This is a genomic window from Mannheimia granulomatis, assembly GCF_013377255.1.
Lineage (GTDB): Bacteria > Pseudomonadota > Gammaproteobacteria > Enterobacterales > Pasteurellaceae > Mannheimia > Mannheimia granulomatis.
Map to the genome: position 1 here is coordinate 1,910,234 of NZ_CP016614.1, position 18,821 is coordinate 1,929,054.

Below are 18,821 nucleotides of genomic sequence, written 5' to 3' on the forward strand. Positions count from 1 at the left end.
AAACAAGCGGTCGAATTTTCCTGATTTTTTGCAATTTGCAAAATATTCTGGAAATTTGACCGCTTGCATTTTACTTATTCGAACCCTCTGGGTGCAAACCAATGCCTTTATGCCGTTCTTTTAATTTGGCATTTACTTCTGCCCACGATAAGTCTGCATTATGCAATAACACCGTTAAATGGTAGGCTAAATCCGCCACTTCTGACACCAACTCATCCCGATCATTTTTCATTGCCGCAATCACGCTTTCCACAGCTTCTTCGCCGACTTTTTGGGCAATTTTGTGCGTGCCTTTGGCGTAAAGTTTTGCGGTGTAAGAACTTTCAAAATCAGCATTTTTACGCTCGGCGATCGTTCGTTCTAATTTAGAGAAAAAGATCCAATCAGGCTGCTCGTGTTCAAATTGATGAAAACAGCTCTCCGCTCCCGTGTGGCAGGTTTCACCGATTGGGTCGGCGAGGATTAAGAGCGTGTCGTTGTCGCAATCGAGGCTCATATCCACCACATTCAAGAAATTGCCCGAGGTTTCGCCTTTTGTCCATAAACGTTGTTTGGTGCGAGAGTAGAAAGTAACTCGCTTTTCGCTTAGGGTTTTGATGAGAGCTGCTTCGTTCATATAGCCAAGCATTAACACCTCACATGTTTGGGCGTTTTGGATGATAACGGGGAGAAGGTTATCGACTTTTTGCCAGTTGATTTGTTGTATAAAATTATCCATTTTTATCTCCGACCCAAACATCGCAAATTTTCTCAATATGATATGTTTTTCCGTCTATATTTACTGTTTTATGTTCGGTTTTTAAAAAACGCTCAAATCTCTTTTTTACTTCTTCATAATCTTGAAGAGAAACATAATCTTGTTCATTCCCTACATAATTTTCTTCATCTAACAAATTAATATTAACAACGTGTGTCCAATTATATTTATTTAGAATTTTATTCGATTGCTCACTAAATTTATTCTTAGGAAATACTATATCCTCTCCTTCTGCAAAAACATTGTTATACCAATCAATTTTATCATTAATAGCACAAACAAGCTGACTCTCACGAAAATGAGGAAATATAATCCAAATTTTTAGATAATACTCTAAATTCAATTTGTCTAGTTCTTCTTTCCAGAGATCATAAATATCCGAAAAAGCTTCAATTATCATCTCTCTAAATTGATGATTAGGTTCAGGATAATCAGAATTTGTTAAAGATAAGCGGCTCCAAGGATCAACCCTAAATTTTAGATATAGACAATCTTCAGATAATAGGCTTTCTTTATCAAAAAACAGGTTTTTCTCCCTCCAATCTTTAATCGCCTTTAAGCGACGATTTATTCCTCTTATTTTTTTATATTTTGCCATTTTCTAATACTTTCTCAGAAATTAATCAACCTTACGGATCTCAACCCCTTCCGCCGCCAAATACGCCTTCAACTCACCAATATTAATAATCTGCTTATGAAACACGCTAGCTGCCAACGCCCCATCGATCTGCGCATCAATAAAAGCATCACGGAAATGCACCATTTCGCCCGCTCCGCCCGAGGCGATCAGTGGCACTTGGCAAACTTCACGCACTTTTTTCAGTTGCACTAAATCGTAGCCATTACGCACGCCGTCTTGGTTCATCATATTCAGTACGATTTCGCCTGCGCCACGTTTTTGCACCTCTGCCACCCAATCGAGCAGCTGCCAATTGGTTTGGCGGGTGCGTTTTTCATCGCCGGTGTATTGATTGACCCAGTATTTGCCCGTCTCGGCTTCAAACCAGCTATCAATGCCGACGACAATCGCCTGCACGCCAAAACGATCCGCAAGGCGGGAAATCAAATCAGGATCAGCAAGGGCGGGCGAGTTGATCGAAATTTTATCCGCCCCGAACGCGAAAATCTGCTCTGCATCGGCAATGGTTTTAATCCCACCCGCCACGCAGAATGGAATGTCGATGACCTGTGCCACACGCTCCACCCAGCTTTTATCCACCGTGCGACCGTCTGATGATGCCGTGATGTCGTAAAACACCAGCTCGTCTGCCCCCTCGATGGCGTAACGCTGAGCCAACGGCACGATATCGCCAATGATTTCGTGATTGCGGAACTGCACGCCTTTGACGACCTGCCCGTCACGCACGTCCAAACAAGGAATTATCCGTTTTGCCAACATTCGATTGCCTCCGCCACATTAAATTTGCCTTCTAACAACGCACGCCCCACAATCACGCCTGCCACTCCTGTGCCTTTGAGTGCCGCAATATCCGCCAAATTGCCGATACCGCCTGAGGATTGGAATTCAATCTCGGGATATTTGGCACAGATTTCACGGTACAGCTCCACGTTTGAGCCAGCCAGCGTGCCGTCTCGGGAAATATCGGTGCATAAAACGTGTTGTAAGCCGACCGTTTGATAATCCTCGATCAGATCTTCAAGCGACACACCACTCGCCTCTTGCCAACCGCTGATGGCGATAATTTTGTTGCCGTTTGGGTCGATATTGATGTCCAACGCCAGCACGAATTTCTCTGCGCCGTATTTTTCGAACCAGCCTTTGACCAAAGCGCTTTGCTTCACCGCCGTCGAGCCAATCACCACACGGCTCGCCCCCACCGCCAATAAATCCGCCACATCTTGCTCGGTGCGAATACCGCCACCGACCTGAATTGGGCAGTTGGTGGCGGCGATGATTTTGCCGATAAGTGCGGTCTGTCTTTCAGCAGGATTTTTCGCCCCCGTTAAATCGACCAAATGCAACTGCTTCGCCCCCTGTGCTACATAGTTGGCAAACTGATTGATCGGGTCATCGGTATAGGTAGTCTGTTTGGCATAATCGCCTTGGTGCAACCGCACCACTTGCCCGTTAATTAAATCCAGGGCGGGGATGATTTGAGTGTGTTTCATTGTTTTTCCTGTTATATATTCCCCTCGCCCGCTTGCGGGAGAGGGTGGAGAAAATCCGTAGGATTTTCGGAGGGAGAGGGGATATGGCGATAAATAACCTCTAAAACCATATTGATATTCCGCAATACCTCATCATTCCAAAAACGGACAACGGTAAATTCTTGTTTTTCTAAATATGCCGTACGAATACGATCATATTCCATTTGTTCAGCATGTTGCGAACCGTCTAATTCAATAATTAATTTAGGATTGAAAGAGAGAAAATCAGCAATATAGCTTCCTATAATTTTTTGTCGATAAAACTTTATGCCACAAAAACGTTTTGCTCGTAAGTGATACCATAAAATGCGTTCTGCATCTGTCATATTGGAACGCAGAGTTTTAGCATTTTGTCGCAAATTGGCGGTTTCTGTTTTTCGCATATTTATCCCCCGGCTGAGATCGTTTTCCCCTCTCCCTCCGCAAATCTTTCGATTTGCTCCACCCTCTCCCGCAAGCGGGCGAGGGGATTACTCGTAACCTATTTCTTCACCTGCTTCACCACCTGTTCCATCACCGCCGCAAAATCAATCGCATTTTGTTGCGTAATCACAGGCTTGCCGGTTTCGGCTTCTAAGGTTTCTCGGGCGACTTTTGCCACATTGCCGCCACGTTTCGCCACGGTTTTGTTCTCTCCCAACCCTTGCGGATGGCTGATTTGAGTAATATCTTTAGTCGCCGCTTCAAGCATATTCAACACCAGCTCGGTGGTGCTCATATTGTCACGCAAGTTTTCCTTTTTCAGCCCTTTGAAATCCTTATATTGGCGAGTCGTCATTCCGCTCCACGCCTGTGTGATTTCATTGGTGAGAATAGCGAACTCTCTGCCTTGCTGCACGCCGTGATCTTGCCAAGCGTCCGTCAGCTCCTTGCGAACCTGAATGGCTTGCAGCCGCTGATTAATCCACTCCCGAGAATAGCCTTTCTTCAAGTAGGTTTCCAACGCACGGTCGATAGTCAATTCCGGATCAACAATTTCATCAATCCGTTCTCTTCCGACTTCCGCCAGCCACATTTTCAACGGCCCGGCACAGACTGGATAATACGGAAAATGCCTTGTAAATCAGTGGCATCAGTTTCACGCATTTTTCCGTCGGGAGCTTTTAATTTCAACTGTACGATTTTTTCGTACAGTTCAATTCCGCCCTCTTCGTCCTTGATTTTGCGTTTCAAATCGCTCCAATAGCGGCGTGGGTTGCTGCTTTCTGTCAGTACCTGCACCACATCCACCACCGAGAAGAACCATTCTTCCTTTTCATTATCCCACACTGAGCGGATTTGGCTGTTTTCAAATAGTTTGATTTCATTCATTTTTTATTCTCTTTTACTGGCTAAATTAACAGTAATTTTGTCGAAATAAAAGGAGAAATCAAGCGCTATTTTCAAACTTTGCGATCGGGATCGCAAAATTAGATATTCTCCACAAAATTCCGTAGCAACTTCGCCCCGGCTTCGCCCGAACGTTCAGGGTGGAACTGTACGCCGTAGAAGTTTTTATTAGCAATTGCTGCCGAAAACGGCACGCCGTAGTCGCAGGTGGCGATAGTGTGAGCGTTCGGGCGGACGGCGTAGCTATGCACAAAATAGAAATGGCTGCCTTGCTCGATGCCCTGGAATAACGGATGGTCGGCTTGGTACTGCACACGGTTCCAGCCCATATGCGGTAACGGTAAGCCCGTATTTGGCAACAGCTCGGTTTTACCGCCCATTAAACCCAAAGTCGCCACGTCGCCCTCGGTCGAAAATTCGGTCATCAGCTGCATTCCCAAACAGATGCCAAGCATTGGCTGGGTAGCATTTTGGATCGTTTCAATTAGTTGGCGATCGTGCAGGTTTTTCATCGCCGCAATTGCCGTTCCCACACCGGGGAGCAGCAGTTTATCGGCAGATTGGATTTTGTTGAGATCTCGGGAGATCTCAGCTTGAATGCCAAGGCGGTCAAAAGCAAATTTGACCGAAGACAGGTTGGCACAGCCTGTGTCGATGATGACGAGATTTGTCATAGAGTTCCTTATAATGCAGACAGAGATTTTTTCTGTCTGCCGTATTCATCAAAATTATCGTCTGCAAGCCACGCTTCAAAGCGCTTTTTGTGATGATTCCATTCGCTGTCTAACATTGAAAACCACGCCGTATCACGATTTCGTTCTTTATAAACCGCTGCTTGGCGAAACGTGCCTTCGTAGCTAAAGCCCAAGCGTTTGGCGGCATTTTGCGATGGCTCATTGAGACGGTCGCATTTCCATTCATAACGGCGGTATTGGAGCGTTTCAAAAACATAGTTTGCCAAGATGAATTGGGCTTCAGTAGCGATTTTCGTACGTTGCAATGCTGGTGAATAAATCACCCAGCCCACCTCAATACTCCGATTTTTAGGATCAATCCGCATCAAGGCAAATGTACCAACGGCTTGATTGGTCTGCTCATCAATAATCGAAAAATAATAAGGATCGGACGATTTTTCTAACTCGACTAAATACGTCTGCAATGCAGCAAAATCGTCAAAACGCTCAATCGGCAAATAAGTCCAATATTGTGCCGGCGATGAATAGACGGCAAATAAATCGCTGCCGTGTTTTTCCGCCGACAATTTTTCCAAACGGCAAAAACGCCCTTGCAATAAGGTAGCGCTCGGTAATTCGCCCAATGAATAATCGAACAATGGCTCGCCTATTGGCTGGTTAAATTCGTTGTATGACATCTTTTTCTCCTAGCAAGCGGTCAAAATCCCCCAAAATTTTGCAAACTCCAACCGCACTTTCGGGCGGGTTAAAACCCGCCCCTACGGTGACTATAATACACCCTTACTACTCGGCAATTCATTCCCTTCAATGCGAATACATTGTCTGAGCGTTCTGCCAAACACTTTGAACAGGCTTTCGATTTTGTGGTGGTCGTTGGAGCCGCAAGCTTTGATGTGCAAGGTGGCGAGCAGCGTGAAGGCGATGGATTGGAAGAAGTGTTCGGTCAGTTCGGTGCTGAAATCGCCCACTTTGTCGCGTTTGAAATCGGCTTTGAACTTGATGAACGGGCGACCCGATAAGTCCATTGTGCATTCGGCTTTGCATTCGTCCATCGGCAGTACGAAGCCGAAACGGGCGATGCCACGTTTGTCGCCAATCGCTTGTTTTAATGCCGTACCAAGAGCCAAGGCGGTGTCCTCAACCGTGTGGTGTTCGTCAATCCACAAATCGCCTTTGGTGGTGATGTTCATTCGGAAACCGCCGTGGGTGGCGATTTGGTCGAGCATATGGTCGAAAAAGCCCACGCCTGTGCTGATTTCGTTTGTACCTGTTTCGTCCAGCCAGACTTGTACTTTGATGTCGGTTTCTTTGGTTTTGCGCACTACTTCGGCAAAGCGCTTTGGTCGGTCACCGATGTTGGTGACAGGCTCGCCGAGCAATTTTTCAGTGATTAAATCCCAGTTCAGCTTTTCAGAGTGGTATTGCAAGGCACGAATACCCAAGTTTTCCGCCAGTTGCATATCGGTGGCACGGTCGCCAATCACAAAGCTGTGGGCAGGGTCGAACAGTTGGCGGTCGATGTATTTTTGCAGCAGTTTGGTGTGCGGTTTGCGGCAGTCGCAGCCGTCCTCGGGCTTGTGCGGACAAATCAAGACATCATCAAATTCAATGCCTTGCGAGTTGAACAACGCTATCATTGCGTTATGCGGCTTATCAAAATCTTCCTGTGGGAACGAACTCGTGCCCAAGCCGTCTTGGTTCGAGACCATCACAAAACGGTATTTGCTTTTGAGTTTGAGCAAGGCTGGAATCACGTTCGGCTCAAATTTGAGTTTTTCCAAGCTGTCGATTTGGAAATCGGTTTTTGGCTCGTCAATGAGCGTGCCGTCGCGGTCGATGAAAAGGGTTGGTTGCATTGGGTTTCTCCTGTGTATTTATCTTATCCATTACTTCCCCATACGCCAAAGCGTATGGGGTTAATCATCAGTGAGAGGCTTTGCCTCTCTGTATTCAGTCCCAAAGGGACTGACTTATGCCTAACCTAGTACGGCTATGCCGTGCTAGGCTATAAATGCCGCTCAAAATATTGCTCATCAACCTCTATCCCTGAATCTTGCAATAAAAACTTCATTTCATCGACAAAACAGTGAGATTGATGGTGTATTTTTTGATTTTTAATGTAGTTAATAATTTTGGCTTTTTCCCTTTCACTGTAAGTCAAAGCACAGTAGCCTTTTGACCACGCGACAAAAAGTGGAAATTCTGCTTTATGTTTTTCCAATAATAAGTGTGAGCCATTTTTTAGCTGCTGAACAAATTCAGCAACTGCAACGGTTGGATGCAAATCTACAAACAAATGAATATGATCTGGCATTCCATTTACTCGATACAGCACTGAATTCCGCTGTTTCACAAAGCCCCAAATATAACGATAGAGAATTTCTTCGTGTTCAACCATAATCGCAGGTATGCCTTGTTTAGTCCGAAAAATAATATGGTAGAGATTTCTGGTGTAGCTCACTTTCACCCCTTATTGACTCAGTACTTTAATCGCCTCAATCACTCTTTGATTTTCTTCTTCCGTCCCAATCGTAATCCTTATACAATCCCTCAACCCCAACGCCTTGTGCTGATCCCGCAAAATAATCCCCTGTTCCCAAAGGGCTTTAAACACTTTCTGCCCGTCTTGGCATTTGAATAACAGATAGTTTGCCTCGCTCTCAAAAACTTTTTCTACAAGCGGTAGGTTTTCGAGATTTTTTTGCAAATCGGCACGCAGAGTGAGCACTTCCGCCACACGGGTTTTCATTTGCTCAATGCCTTGTGGCGAAAGGGTTTGGGCGGCTATGTCGGAAACGGGCACAGGCAGCGGATACGGGGCAATCACTTTTTGCAGCACGCCAATCAGATCGGCGTTCGCCAAGGTAAAGCCGCAACGCAAGCCCGCCAAGGCAAAGGCTTTGGAGAGCGTGCGGATAATCGCCAGATGTGGGAAGTTTTTCAGCTCATTAACGAGGCTCGCCTCAGGGCAGAATTCGATATAGGCTTCATCGACCACCACAATCGCTTTGCCTGGGGTCATTTGCAAAAGTTCGAGCAAATCTGACCGCTTGATCAGGTTGCCTGTCGGGTTGTTCGGGCTGCACACAAACACCACTTTCACACCATCCAAATTGGCTTGGATTTGCGGTAAATCAAGCTGGAAATCGGCAGTCAGTGGCACGGTTTTAGCAGCAATACCACAAGTGTCGGCACTCACTGCATACATACCGTAGGTCGGCGGACAGTAGAGAATACAGTCATTCGGCTCGCAAAATGCCCGAATAATCAGCTCAATGCTCTCATCACCACCACGAGACACCAGCACATTTTCAGGCGAAACACCTGCATAACGGGCGTAGCCCTCAATCACCGCCTGCGGTTGCGGCTCGGGGTAGCGGTTAAAAGTACGGTCGGTTAAATCAAAGTTCGGCGACACCGCGTATTCATTGGCGTTCAGCCACACATCGCCACTGCCGCCCAATCGGCGGGCGGATTGGTACGGGGTCAGGGATCGAATGTTTTTTCGGGAAAGTTGTGAGATTGTCATATTGTGTTCCTGTATTGTTATGCTTTTAATAAAATAAAATGCTCAATTAGTTTAATCATCAATTCCTTTTGTTCAGGCATACTTTCCGCCACTAGCAACGCTAAAGCAACTAAGGTATTGTCATTAATCAGCTGTTCCACAGGCTTAGCGAGCAAATGCTGATTGAGGCGTAAATACCACAAAAACAAGAACGAGCCTGTGCGTTTATTACCGTCCGTGAGAGGGTGGTTTTTAATCACAAAATAGAGCAAATTCGCTGCACGGCTGGCAACATTCGGGTAAAACAGTTCATCGCCAAAGCCTTGTTCAATCGTCGCCACTGCAGAAGCCAAGCCATCATTTCGAGGATTGCCGAACAATTCTGTCGCTTCGCCTTTTTCGATAAGAGTTTGTTTCAGCTGTGAAATCGCCAACCATACTTGTTCCATTTCAAGCGAAATCATCTCTGATTGTTTATGCGGATTGGCTTGCAAACTTTGTTCATCATAGGCTTGGAGCAAACTCCAACTGCGAGCGTAATCTTGCACCACGTTCAGCACCGCTTGCCCGTCTGCCGTCACCAATGCCTGATTGGCTAACGTTTGGCTCAACAATCCGATAACCTGCTCAAATTCAATCCCTTTTTCTTTCAAACGGCGTTCATTGATAGCATAGCCTTTAACCAGATAATCTTTTAAACGAGCGGTTGCTCAACGGCGAAAAGCTACGCCTTGTGGGGATTTCACACGATAGCCGACAGAAATAATCATATCCAAATCATAATGTTCGATTTCACGGCTCACTTGGCGAGAACCTTCCTGACGAACTATCCGGAATTTCCGGATAGTTGAATCTTGCTCTAATTCGCCTTCTGAAAACACGTTTGCAATATGTTCGTTAATAGTACGCACATCCTTGCCAAATAGCGTTGCCATTTGTGCCTGCGATAGCCAAACAGTATCTTGATTAAATTGAACTTCAATGTTCGTTGTGCCATCTTGACTTTGGTAAATTTCAATCGGGTTTTTCATTATTACCCCTAAATTTTATTTATAAAAAAATCTCTCGAAAGTTGCCTTCCGAGAGATTGTTTCTTGACTGCTACACTTGCTCGGAAGATTTATCTTCCGCACACACCAAATGCCCGAAAGATATCAGGTTAAACGGTGGTGATGTGAAGTGTAGTTAAAATTCATGGTGTTTCTCCAAACAGTTTGAAAAGAATTTACGCTAAGACATCCTAAATAGCAAGTGTTTTTTATACGAATTTTGCATTTTTTCTGGGCGTCAGATTTGTTATGTTCTTGCCGAATACACCTTAAATTTAGTGGATTTTGCCAGCACTTCGTGTTTGCCGAAGGCTTTATCAAGCAAATCCGGGTAAGGTAAAAAAGCATTGGCGACAATGCGTAATTCACCACCCTTGGTGAGATGGTTTTTCGCTTGAAAAATGAGCTCTTCTACAGCTCGATAGGCAGTATCTACGCCATCGTGGAATGGTGGGTTCGACACAATTAAATCAAAGCGTTCTGAAATGTGAGAGAACACATCGCTCGCTATCACTTCGCCCTCTAACTGATTTTCCGCCAAGGTGCAGCGGCTAGATTCCAGTGCCATTGCGTGAATATCGCTCATTGTCAGTTTGATTTTCGGGAATTGCTGTTTCAGCGTTGCCCCAATTACCCCGGCACCGCAGCCTAAATCCAACACTTTACCTTTTAATCTGCCTTCTTTGCTGAAAGTAGAAAGTAATAATTTTGTGCCGTTATCCAATTCTGCCGAGCTAAACACTGCCGGCAGAGCGAAGATATCTAACGTTTGCAAGCGGTAAGATTTCCAGAATTTTTTGCAATCGAACTTCGGCACGCTTTGTAGCTCAAAATGATAAAGGCCACAACGGCGGGCGGAATCAATTTTGGCGATATTACCGAATGGTTCAAGCAATTTTTCTACCGAGCGAACACCCGCTCGGTTTTCGCCGATAATCAACATTTCCTGCCCCACTTGGCATTGTGATAGCCATTGAATTAATTGGAATTGGCACTCTTGTTTGTTCTTCGTCCAATAAAATACCGCTAAGTCCGCTTTAAGATCACACACCAAGCCAAATTGCACATTCGAGCGGTGGCGGGCGTAGTCAAAATAGCTGCTAAAGATTGCCACGTTCGGGGCAGATTTTAACTGTTGGGCGAAGTCATCTCGTACATCACCAAACAATAACACCGATTTATTTTCAAATAACGCCAAGTGGCGTTCAAGCACTTCGCTTTCTAATGAGAGCATTTTTTCTCGCCTTCCCTAAAAAATTTAGCATTGAATATACCGAATTTAGGCGGATAAATCTTGTGAAATCCGCTAATTTTCGCAAAAAATTTCCTCATTTGCCTGAGTTTTGGTACTATGCCGTAAAATTTATGAGGTTTAAGATGAATAGGCGTGATTTGCTGTTAAATGAAATGGGTATTTCGCAATGGGTTTTAACTAAACCGCAAGTGCTAAAAGGCGATGCTCAAATTCGTTTAAATAAAAATGTGAGATTTATTGTGATCTGTGAGGAAGATCACCAAACCAGCCGCCTGTTTTCAGATATTTTGCTGGCATTAGGGTTGCAAAAATCGGAATATCAATGGCTGAATGCTGAGCAATCTCAGCGGTTAGTCTTCCAACATTCGCCAATAATATGGCTGATTCAAGCGGAGGAACAAGCGGTTAAAATTGCAAAAAATTTTGCAAATTCGACCGCTTGGCAAAATACTTGTTGGCAAGATTTAACCTATTCTACTCACAAACGCCAACTTTGGCAGCAAATGGAAGCCTATTCCAACCATTTGGAGAAAAATAGTGATTGAAGAAATCCGGCAGGCTGATTTTGAACGTTTGTTTGAGATTGAGCAAAAAGCCCATTTAGTGCCGTGGTCGAAAGGCACACTGCTGAATAATCAAGGTGATAAATACTTGAATTTAAAATATGTGGAAAACGGCAAAATTGTCGCTTTTGCTATCAGCCAAATAGTACTAGATGAAGCCACACTGTTTAATATTGCAGTCGATCCTGATTTTCAGCACCAAGGCTTTGGCAAGCGGTTACTTTCCGAATTAATTTTGCAACTACAAAAACGTGGTATAGCAACCCTTTGGCTAGAAGTTCGAGAATCCAACATTGCGGCACAAAAACTCTATGATTCTCTAGGGTTTAATGAAGTGACTATTCGGAAAAATTACTACCCGACTCCCGAAGGTGGAAAAGAAAATGCAGTGGTAATGGCGTTGTATTTATAGCCCAATTAAAAAAAACAAAAGAGCGACCTAAGTCGCTCTTTTTTATCGATTAACGTGTGCTGGTGCTTGTCGTTGTACGGCTTGCACGTTTGCGGTCGTTTTCCGTTAATAGGCGTTTACGGATACGGATTGATTGTGGGGTTACTTCCACTAACTCATCGTCATCAATAAACTCCAACGCTTGTTCTAATGAGAAACGTACCGGTGTGGTTAAGACAATCGCATCATCTTTACCTGAAGCACGCATATTGGTTAATTTTTTGCCTTGTAAGCAGTTTACGGTTAAGTCGTTTGAACGGCTGTGGATACCGATAATTTGACCTTCGTATACATCAACACCGTGGTCGATCATCAATTTACCACGCTCTTGTAAACCGAATAACGCATAAGCTAATGCTTTACCCGTTGCATTTGAAATTAACACACCGTTTTTACGCTGACCAATTTCGCCCGGTTTCACATCATCGTAATGGCTGAATGTCGAGTAAAGTAAGCCGGTACCTGACGTCATCGTCATAAATTCATTACGGAAACCGATTAAACCACGGCTTGGAATCACATACTCTAAACGAGTACGGCCTTTACCATCCGGGATCATATCTTTCACTTCACCCTTACGGATACCTAAGGCTTCCATTACTGAACCTTGGTGCTGTTCTTCAATATCAATTGTCACTTGCTCAAACGGCTCTTGTTGTTTGCCATTTTCTTCTTTATAGATTACTTTCGGACGAGAAACCGCTAATTCGTAACCTTCACGACGCATATTTTCGATTAATACCGATAAGTGTAATTCACCACGACCAGATACACGGAACTCGTCCGGGTTAGGGGTTTCTTCTACACGCAATGCTACGTTATGTACTAACTCTTTGTTTAAACGCTCAAGAATTTGGCGTGAAGTCACGAATTTACCTTCTTGGCCACAGAACGGAGAAGTATTTACACAGAAGAACATGGTTACTGTTGGTTCATCAACCGTTAATGCCGGTAAAGCTTCAACTGCATTAATATCACAGATAGTATCTGAAATATTTAATTCGCCTAAACCGGTAATCGCAATAATATCACCAGCGAAGGCTTCTGTTGCCTCAAAGCGTTGTAAACCTAAGTGGCCTAACACCTGCCCAATACGACCTTGACGGGTTTTGCCTTCACTATCGACAATCGTAACCGCTTGGTTAGGTTTTACCGAACCACGCTTGATACGGCCGATACCGATAACGCCCACATAGTTGTTGTAGTCTAACTGTGAAATCTGCATTTGGAACGGTGCGTCTAATTCCACTTGTGGTGGTTGAACGTGTTTTACAATCGCCTCATAAAGTGGCGTCATATCAGAGCTCAACTCTTCGTGTTCTAGGCCTGCCACACCGTTTAATGCTGAAGCGTAGATAATTGGGAAATCTAATTGCTCATCGGTCGCACCTAAGTTGACGAACAGGTCAAATACTTGATCCACCACCCAATCAGGACGAGCACCCGGGCGGTCAACTTTATTAATAACCACAATTGGTTTTAAGCCGTGAGCGAACGCTTTTTGCGTTACGAAACGGGTTTGTGGCATCGGACCGTCAAAAGCATCAACCACGAGTAACACAGAATCCACCATTGAAAGTACACGCTCAACTTCGCCACCGAAATCGGCGTGCCCCGGGGTATCTACGATGTTGATGTGGTAACCGTTCCAGTTAATCGCGGTGTTTTTAGCAAGAATAGTAATGCCACGTTCTTTTTCAAGATCGTTTGAGTCCATAACACGCTCATCAACATCACCACGACTTGCTTCAAAAGTGCCTGATTGTTGTAAAAGTTTATCAACCAACGTTGTTTTACCGTGGTCTACGTGTGCAATAATTGCTATGTTACGCAATTTATTAATATCTACATTTTGCATTGGAATATCTTTTTAAGTGAATGAAAATAAAAACTCTCGCCCATCAAAACCGGCGAGAGTCTAGAAATTGGAGGTCGAATTATACAGACTTTTTCGTTTTTTGGCTACAAAACAAGCGGTGGAATTTGTAAAAGATTTTGCAAATATCTCCCAACCTTACTCAATTACTGATAATCCCTCGCCCCAAAAATCGCCGTACCAATTCGCACCATGGTCGAACCGCATTCAATCGCGGCTTGCATATCGTCCGACATTCCCATTGAAAGGGTATCAATGCCGTCAAATTCCGTTTGCAAGCGGTTAAAAAGTTGCTGCATTTTGCAAAGGGCGATTTTTTGTTGCTCCGGCTCGCTTTCCGGCTTAGGAATCGCCATTAAGCCACGCAATTTTAAATTCGGTAATTGGGATATCGCTTGGGCGAGCGGCAACATCTCCTCAGCTTGAATACCTGATTTGGAATTTTCATCGCTGATGTTAATTTGAATCAGCACATTTAGCGGAGCTTTGTCACTTGGACGCTGCTCATTTAAACGCTCAGCAATTTTGAGCCGATCCACCGTTTGAATCCAATCAAAATGAGCAGCAACCAGTTTGGTTTTATTCGATTGCAATGGCCCAATAAAATGCCATTCTAGATCTGTTCGATTTGCAAAAAATTCTATTTTTTCGACCGCTTCCTGCACGTAATTTTCGCCAAAAGCGAATTGTCCGGCATCAATCGCCGCTTGAATCGCCTCAACAGGTTTGGTTTTGGAGACTGCCAATAAACGTACATTTTCCCGTTGGCACGCATTTGAAATTTGCTGAATTTTTTGATGAATTTGCACTAAATTCGCTGAAATCGACATTTCCGTTCCTTTGTAAACTAAAAGCAAAACGCTATAATGGCAAAATCATACCATATTTGAGGCAAAAAAATGTTAGACCTAACCAAGATTAAATTCGTGATTACCGATGTTGATGGCGTTTTAACCGACGGAGGAATGTACTACACCGACCAAGGCGAAGTGATGAAACGTTTCCACGTTCACGACGGCTTAGGCGTGAAAATGTTGCAAAGTTGCGGCATTAAAGTGGCGGTACTTTCAGGTGGAGATTCTGCCTTGCTCCGCAAACGATTAGAAGTATTAAAAATTGATTTAGCCCTACTCGGCAAAATGGAAAAACGTTCCGCCTGCTTTGAGTTGATGGAAAAAGCAGGCGTCACACCGGAACAAACCGCCTATATCGGTGATGATACCTTAGATTTACCTGCTTTTGAGGTGTGCGGATTAGCCATCGCTCCCCGCAACGCCCACGATTACATCAAAGCCCAAGCGGATTGGGTGCTAGAAAAAGCCGGCGGCGAAGGTGCTTTTCGTGAAGTTTCCGATAAAATTCTAGAAGCCCAAGGCTTCAGCGAAATTTTTAAAACCGCAGACGGTTTTTTAACCATTGCGGAGAAAATGGCTCAGTAGTAACGCTATCTCATCAATATAGGGGAAATTATCCCCTATTCCTTTCTTATCAATAAATCAAGCTACCATATCTCATTTTGCGATCTGCATCGAAAATATCATTTTTCAATCTGATTTTCTCATTCAACCTTGCTAAATTTTATTCAATATTGGTTAAATTTATTTTATGTATATACAATAATTGTGAAAATCTATACTTGGGACGAAACCAAACGCCAAATCAATTTGGAAAAACACGGATTAGATTTTGCTGATGCCGATGAGGTTTTATCTTCGCCTTATCGATTTGATGTTGAAACTATTCGTAATAATGAACTAACAACGCAATCTTGCATATTCCTTTGGTCGATTACTGGTGTTATCCCTTGCCCATACCGAACGAGAAGATCATATTCGCTTAATCAGCTTTCGCAAAGCGTCTAAAGCGGAAAGAGAAGCATATTATGAATACCTACAAAACTACTTTGACGAATAAACCATTAACTAAAAAACAGCTACTCTCTGCTATTGAGTCCATTCCTGAAACTCAAGATTTTGTTTGGAACGGTGTAGATGAAGATGACCGCCCTGTTAGCCAAGCAGAATTTGAAACTGCAATTAAAAAACGGGGCAGACCAAGCGGTTCCCAAAAAGAGTTGGTATCGTTACGGTTAGATAAAACCGTAGTCGAGGCTTTTCGTGCCTCAGGGAAAGGCTGGCAAAGCCGCATTAATCAAGTGTTCAGCGATTTTATAAAGCAAGCTTCGCCATAAACCGTATAACACTAATCCGCCTTTTTTCCTTCAATATAACGCTCGAAGTGGTAGATGTATTCGTCTAAATTGGCGGTAAGCATCTCTTTGTATTGTTCGACAAAGTAGTTAATCACCTCTTCTCTGGAATCGGCTAATTGTTGTTTGTATTCTGCTTTGCTGGCAGCGACATAGGCGTTAAATCTGGCACAGGCAAAAAGCATCGCGTTGCTAACTTGAGTTGGGGCAATGTTTTGCAAATGGGCGTTAGCGATATTGATAAAACCGTCTGCACGTTGGTAGAAAGTGGGGTCAATTTGTTTGTCTGAAATATTAATCATAATATCCTCGTTTTCATCGTAAAATTTTATTTGGATGAAATAAATACAAGCGGTGATATTTGCGTAAAATTTTGCACAAACGCTTGCGTTTGAACGTCGGCTCTGCCGACGGCACGAAGTGCGAGCGTAGCGAGTAAAAAATCACCGCTTGTAGGTTATTCATTAATCGTCTAATGAAATTGCTTCTTTAATTTTTTTCAATGCCGCGTTTTCAAGCTGGCGAACGCGCTCGGCTGAGATACCATATTTATCGGCAAGATCTTGTAAGGTCGCCTTATTATCATCTAACCAACGGGTTTTGATAATATCTTGGCTGCGTTCATCAAGCGTTGCTAGAGCATAAGCAAGCTGTGCCGTGGCTTGCCCGTTATGCTGCTCATCTTCCAAATCATCGGCAAAATTGGAGCTGCTGTCTTCAATATACATAGAAGGAGCGTAAGTATCTTCGTCGTCTTCACCGGCAGGTAAATCAAAACCGAGATCTTGCCCGGTCATACGCGATTCCATTTCACGCACTTCCTCCACCGTCACGCCCAAATCATCAGCAACTTTTTTGATCTCTTCTTCGTTAAACCACGCCAAGCGATTTTTATTTTTTCGCAGATTAAAGAACAGTTTACGTTGCGCTTTGGTGGTGGCGACTTTCACAATTCGCCAATTTTTCAGTACATATTCGTGAATTTCTGCTTTCACCCAATGCACTGCAAATGAAACCAAACGCACGCCCACATTCGGGTCAAAGCGCTTTACCGCCTTCATCAAGCCGATATTGCCCTCTTGGATTAAATCCGCCAGCGGCAATCCGTAGCCCATATAGCCACGGGCAATGTGGATCACAAAACGCATATGCGAGAGAATAAGCTGTTTTGCTGCCTCAACATCTTCATCATAATAATAACGTTCGGCAAGCTCCTTTTCTTGCTCAGCGGAAAGAATCGGATATTGATTCGCCATTCGGATATAGCTATCCAAATTGCCTTGTGGCACCGGCATGGATGCAGAAACTAACGCAGGGTGCATTGCTTCTACATTTGGAGAATCTTCAACTATCTCGCCCGGCTCAACAAGCTCAGCTTCAATAATTTCAGCATCTTCAATTTCATTTTCGTCAAATTTTTTCATTCTCTATCTCTTAAAACTATCCGCAACCAACATATTATAACAATGTTAAACTATATCTTAGTAATATTGTAAATCTTTTCTTAGAACGTAATAAAAAAGTTGAGTTCCGATTAAAACTCAACTTTTAATACTCAGGAGTAATGAATAAAATTAGGCTTTGACCGTTTTTTCCTCATGTTTAGCTAAAATTAAATAGCCAACAGCTGAAAAGGCGGAAAGAGCAGCAATAATGGCATAAGACCAGAACCAACCAAAACTATCGGCAATAATCGGCATAATCCAGTTCGCCCCCATATTACCGATTAAATAAGCGGTCACGCCGACAAAACCAATTGCAGTACCTGCCACATTAAGTGGCACGAAGTTAATGGTTAAGATATTTACAATTAACTGTGGCCCATAAATTAGCGCACCTAAAATACCGCAAATCACTAATAGTAATGCGTAATTTGGCGAACCACTTGCTGTCACCAACTCATAAGCAAATACCACGCCAACCATAATAAATAAGCCTATTGCACCCATTTTTGCCATTTTATTTGGATATTTTACCGCTAACCACGCAAAAACAAGCGAACCGGGAATAGCGACCCATTCTAAAACAGAAATAGCTACATGGGATTCTGCATCTCCCATTTTGGCAACTTCGTGTAAATAAATCGGCATCCAGTCTTCAATACCAAAACGCACAAAATAGAGTGCTACGTTCACTGCGGCAACTAACAACAACGCCGGATTAAGAAAAACATATTTCCAAATTAACTGCCAATACCCAAGATTATGTTTTTCTTCCTCTGAAGCCACGTTAGACTCACCGGCATCACCATACATTGTACGTAAGGAATCTAATCCTTCGGCTTCAGGATTATCACCGCCGTATTTCCAACAGAAAATCGCAAATAAAAGAACCAACACTGCCGGCACTAAGAAAGCAAGCAATACATTACCTGTAGAAGGCACAATGAACCCCATTGTCGTCATCATCGCAATCATCATTGGTAATAATGCCGAGCCCATATTTTGCGAAATATTCCAACCTGCAATAGCTGCCCCTCGGGTTTTATTCGGGTAATAATTGGCAATCATATTTTGCGATGCAGGAGCCAATGCCCCTTGCACCACACCGCATAAAACTAATAAAACAGCTAAGACTATAATTGAAGTATGATAAAACCCGATAATCAAGCAAATAGCCGCACTTGCCGCCAAACAAATCGAGAACAATTTACGCAAATCAACCTTATCACCCAATGCCCCCATATAAAACTTCGCCAGTCCATAGGAAATAGTTAAGCAAGATAGCAACATTGCAATATCTGCTTTATCCCAACCGTTAGTGACCATAATTGATTTCGACATAAGTTTAAAGTTATTACGCACCAAATAAGCACAGACATAACCTAAAAACGCTACAATAAAAATCATTTTTTGCCGTTTCAAAAATGTTGCAAATTTTTCAGGCTCTCTTTGAGCATAAGCCAAAGTCATGGAGGACTCCTTAAGTTAAAATAACTGTGATGAAGTGAAGATTTGGAA

The 18,821-nt window shown here is 43.6% G+C and carries 21 protein-coding genes, 2 pseudogenes and 1 other annotated feature; of the genes and pseudogenes, 5 read left to right on the forward strand and 18 right to left on the reverse strand.

The window, feature by feature from the left end:
* Window positions 1-70: 70 nt before the first annotated feature.
* The 13 genes and pseudogenes from hisIE to rsmC form a co-directional block, all read right to left on the reverse strand.
* Window positions 71-718: a bifunctional phosphoribosyl-AMP cyclohydrolase/phosphoribosyl-ATP diphosphatase HisIE gene (gene hisIE / locus A6B41_RS08900; RefSeq protein WP_027073999.1), complete on the reverse strand. Its 648-nt coding sequence runs from the start codon at window positions 716-718 to the stop codon at window positions 71-73.
* Entirely contained in the window at window positions 711-1,355 is a 645-nt protein-coding gene (locus tag A6B41_RS08905; RefSeq protein WP_032847338.1) for a hypothetical protein, read from the reverse strand. Before A6B41_RS08905 ends, hisIE begins: the two co-directional genes overlap by 8 nt.
* 21 nt (window positions 1,356-1,376) lie before the next feature.
* Complete coding sequence (gene hisF / locus A6B41_RS08910; RefSeq protein ID WP_027073998.1) at window positions 1,377-2,156, reverse strand: imidazole glycerol phosphate synthase subunit HisF; 780 nt, start codon at window positions 2,154-2,156, stop codon at window positions 1,377-1,379.
* Window positions 2,138-2,887 (reverse strand): 1-(5-phosphoribosyl)-5-[(5-phosphoribosylamino)methylideneamino]imidazole-4-carboxamide isomerase, encoded by a 750-nt coding sequence (gene hisA / locus A6B41_RS08915; protein ID WP_027073997.1) that lies wholly within the window; start codon window positions 2,885-2,887, stop codon window positions 2,138-2,140. The genes hisF and hisA overlap by 19 nt, the downstream gene beginning before the upstream one ends.
* 11 nt (window positions 2,888-2,898) lie before the next feature.
* Window positions 2,899-3,309, reverse strand: coding sequence for an endonuclease domain-containing protein (locus tag A6B41_RS08920; protein ID WP_050436779.1), 411 nt, complete (start codon window positions 3,307-3,309; stop codon window positions 2,899-2,901).
* 98 nt (window positions 3,310-3,407) lie between these two features.
* A pseudogene (locus tag A6B41_RS11195) lies at window positions 3,408-4,237 on the reverse strand (BRO-N domain-containing protein).
* 98 nt (window positions 4,238-4,335) lie between these two features.
* Window positions 4,336-4,929 (reverse strand): imidazole glycerol phosphate synthase subunit HisH, encoded by a 594-nt coding sequence (hisH, locus tag A6B41_RS08935; RefSeq protein WP_027073996.1) that lies wholly within the window; start codon window positions 4,927-4,929, stop codon window positions 4,336-4,338.
* Between the two features lie 8 nt (window positions 4,930-4,937).
* Complete coding sequence (locus tag A6B41_RS08940; protein WP_027073995.1) at window positions 4,938-5,627, reverse strand: GNAT family N-acetyltransferase; 690 nt, start codon at window positions 5,625-5,627, stop codon at window positions 4,938-4,940.
* Between the two features lie 90 nt (window positions 5,628-5,717).
* A complete protein-coding gene (gene hisB / locus A6B41_RS08945; protein WP_027073994.1) occupies window positions 5,718-6,806 on the reverse strand; it encodes a bifunctional histidinol-phosphatase/imidazoleglycerol-phosphate dehydratase HisB in 1,089 nt (362 codons plus the stop codon).
* A gap of 149 nt (window positions 6,807-6,955) precedes the next feature.
* Window positions 6,956-7,411, reverse strand: coding sequence for an IS200/IS605 family transposase (tnpA, locus tag A6B41_RS08950; protein WP_027073993.1), 456 nt, complete (start codon window positions 7,409-7,411; stop codon window positions 6,956-6,958).
* A gap of 9 nt (window positions 7,412-7,420) precedes the next feature.
* Window positions 7,421-8,479 (reverse strand): histidinol-phosphate transaminase, encoded by a 1,059-nt coding sequence (hisC, locus tag A6B41_RS08955; RefSeq protein WP_027073992.1) that lies wholly within the window; start codon window positions 8,477-8,479, stop codon window positions 7,421-7,423.
* A 17-nt stretch (window positions 8,480-8,496) separates the two neighbouring features.
* Window positions 8,497-9,489 (reverse strand): annotated as a pseudogene (gene rhuM, locus A6B41_RS08960) (RhuM family protein).
* A gap of 22 nt (window positions 9,490-9,511) precedes the next feature.
* Window positions 9,512-9,634 (reverse strand) — a sequence feature (His leader region).
* A gap of 120 nt (window positions 9,635-9,754) precedes the next feature.
* Window positions 9,755-10,741, reverse strand: a complete 987-nt coding sequence (gene rsmC, locus A6B41_RS08965; protein ID WP_027073991.1) for a 16S rRNA (guanine(1207)-N(2))-methyltransferase RsmC — start codon at window positions 10,739-10,741, stop codon at window positions 9,755-9,757.
* Window positions 10,742-10,884: 143 nt separating this feature from the next.
* On the opposite strand from rsmC, the gene A6B41_RS08970 reads away from it, so the two are divergent.
* Window positions 10,885-11,307, forward strand: a complete 423-nt coding sequence (locus tag A6B41_RS08970) for a DNA polymerase III subunit psi (protein ID WP_027073990.1) — start codon at window positions 10,885-10,887, stop codon at window positions 11,305-11,307.
* Entirely contained in the window at window positions 11,300-11,737 is a 438-nt protein-coding gene (gene rimI, locus A6B41_RS08975; RefSeq protein ID WP_027073989.1) for a ribosomal protein S18-alanine N-acetyltransferase, read from the forward strand. The genes A6B41_RS08970 and rimI overlap by 8 nt, the downstream gene beginning before the upstream one ends.
* A gap of 49 nt (window positions 11,738-11,786) precedes the next feature.
* On the opposite strand, the gene typA is transcribed toward rimI, so the two are convergent.
* Window positions 11,787-13,634 (reverse strand): translational GTPase TypA, encoded by a 1,848-nt coding sequence (gene typA, locus A6B41_RS08980; RefSeq protein ID WP_027073988.1) that lies wholly within the window; start codon window positions 13,632-13,634, stop codon window positions 11,787-11,789.
* Window positions 13,635-13,798: 164 nt separating this feature from the next.
* Entirely contained in the window at window positions 13,799-14,482 is a 684-nt protein-coding gene (locus tag A6B41_RS08985; protein WP_027073987.1) for a YggS family pyridoxal phosphate-dependent enzyme, read from the reverse strand.
* Between the two features lie 69 nt (window positions 14,483-14,551).
* Between A6B41_RS08985 and A6B41_RS08990 the strand changes: the two genes are divergently transcribed.
* The 3 genes from A6B41_RS08990 (at window position 14,552) to A6B41_RS09000 (ending at window position 15,843) form a co-directional block, all read left to right on the forward strand.
* On the forward strand, window positions 14,552-15,091 hold the full coding sequence (locus tag A6B41_RS08990; RefSeq protein WP_027073986.1) for a KdsC family phosphatase: 540 nt from the start codon (window positions 14,552-14,554) through the stop codon (window positions 15,089-15,091).
* A 183-nt stretch (window positions 15,092-15,274) separates the two neighbouring features.
* Window positions 15,275-15,514 (forward strand): BrnT family toxin, encoded by a 240-nt coding sequence (locus A6B41_RS08995; RefSeq protein ID WP_237052467.1) that lies wholly within the window; start codon window positions 15,275-15,277, stop codon window positions 15,512-15,514.
* A 20-nt stretch (window positions 15,515-15,534) separates the two neighbouring features.
* Window positions 15,535-15,843: a BrnA antitoxin family protein gene (locus tag A6B41_RS09000; protein ID WP_027073985.1), complete on the forward strand. Its 309-nt coding sequence runs from the start codon at window positions 15,535-15,537 to the stop codon at window positions 15,841-15,843.
* 11 nt (window positions 15,844-15,854) lie between these two features.
* Here the strand turns inward: A6B41_RS09000 and A6B41_RS09005 are convergent, their stop codons facing one another.
* The 3 genes from A6B41_RS09005 to A6B41_RS09015 all read right to left on the reverse strand — a co-directional run bounded on the left by A6B41_RS09005 (window position 15,855) and on the right by A6B41_RS09015 (window position 18,773).
* Window positions 15,855-16,163 carry a DUF3144 domain-containing protein gene (locus A6B41_RS09005; RefSeq protein WP_032847334.1) on the reverse strand — a complete coding sequence of 103 codons (309 nt, stop codon included), beginning with the start codon at window positions 16,161-16,163 and terminating at the stop codon, window positions 15,855-15,857.
* Between the two features lie 162 nt (window positions 16,164-16,325).
* Window positions 16,326-17,285, reverse strand: a complete 960-nt coding sequence (gene rpoH, locus A6B41_RS09010; protein WP_027073983.1) for an RNA polymerase sigma factor RpoH — start codon at window positions 17,283-17,285, stop codon at window positions 16,326-16,328.
* A 150-nt stretch (window positions 17,286-17,435) separates the two neighbouring features.
* Window positions 17,436-18,773, reverse strand: coding sequence for an MFS transporter (locus tag A6B41_RS09015; protein ID WP_027073982.1), 1,338 nt, complete (start codon window positions 18,771-18,773; stop codon window positions 17,436-17,438).
* Window positions 18,774-18,821 lie beyond the last annotated feature (48 nt).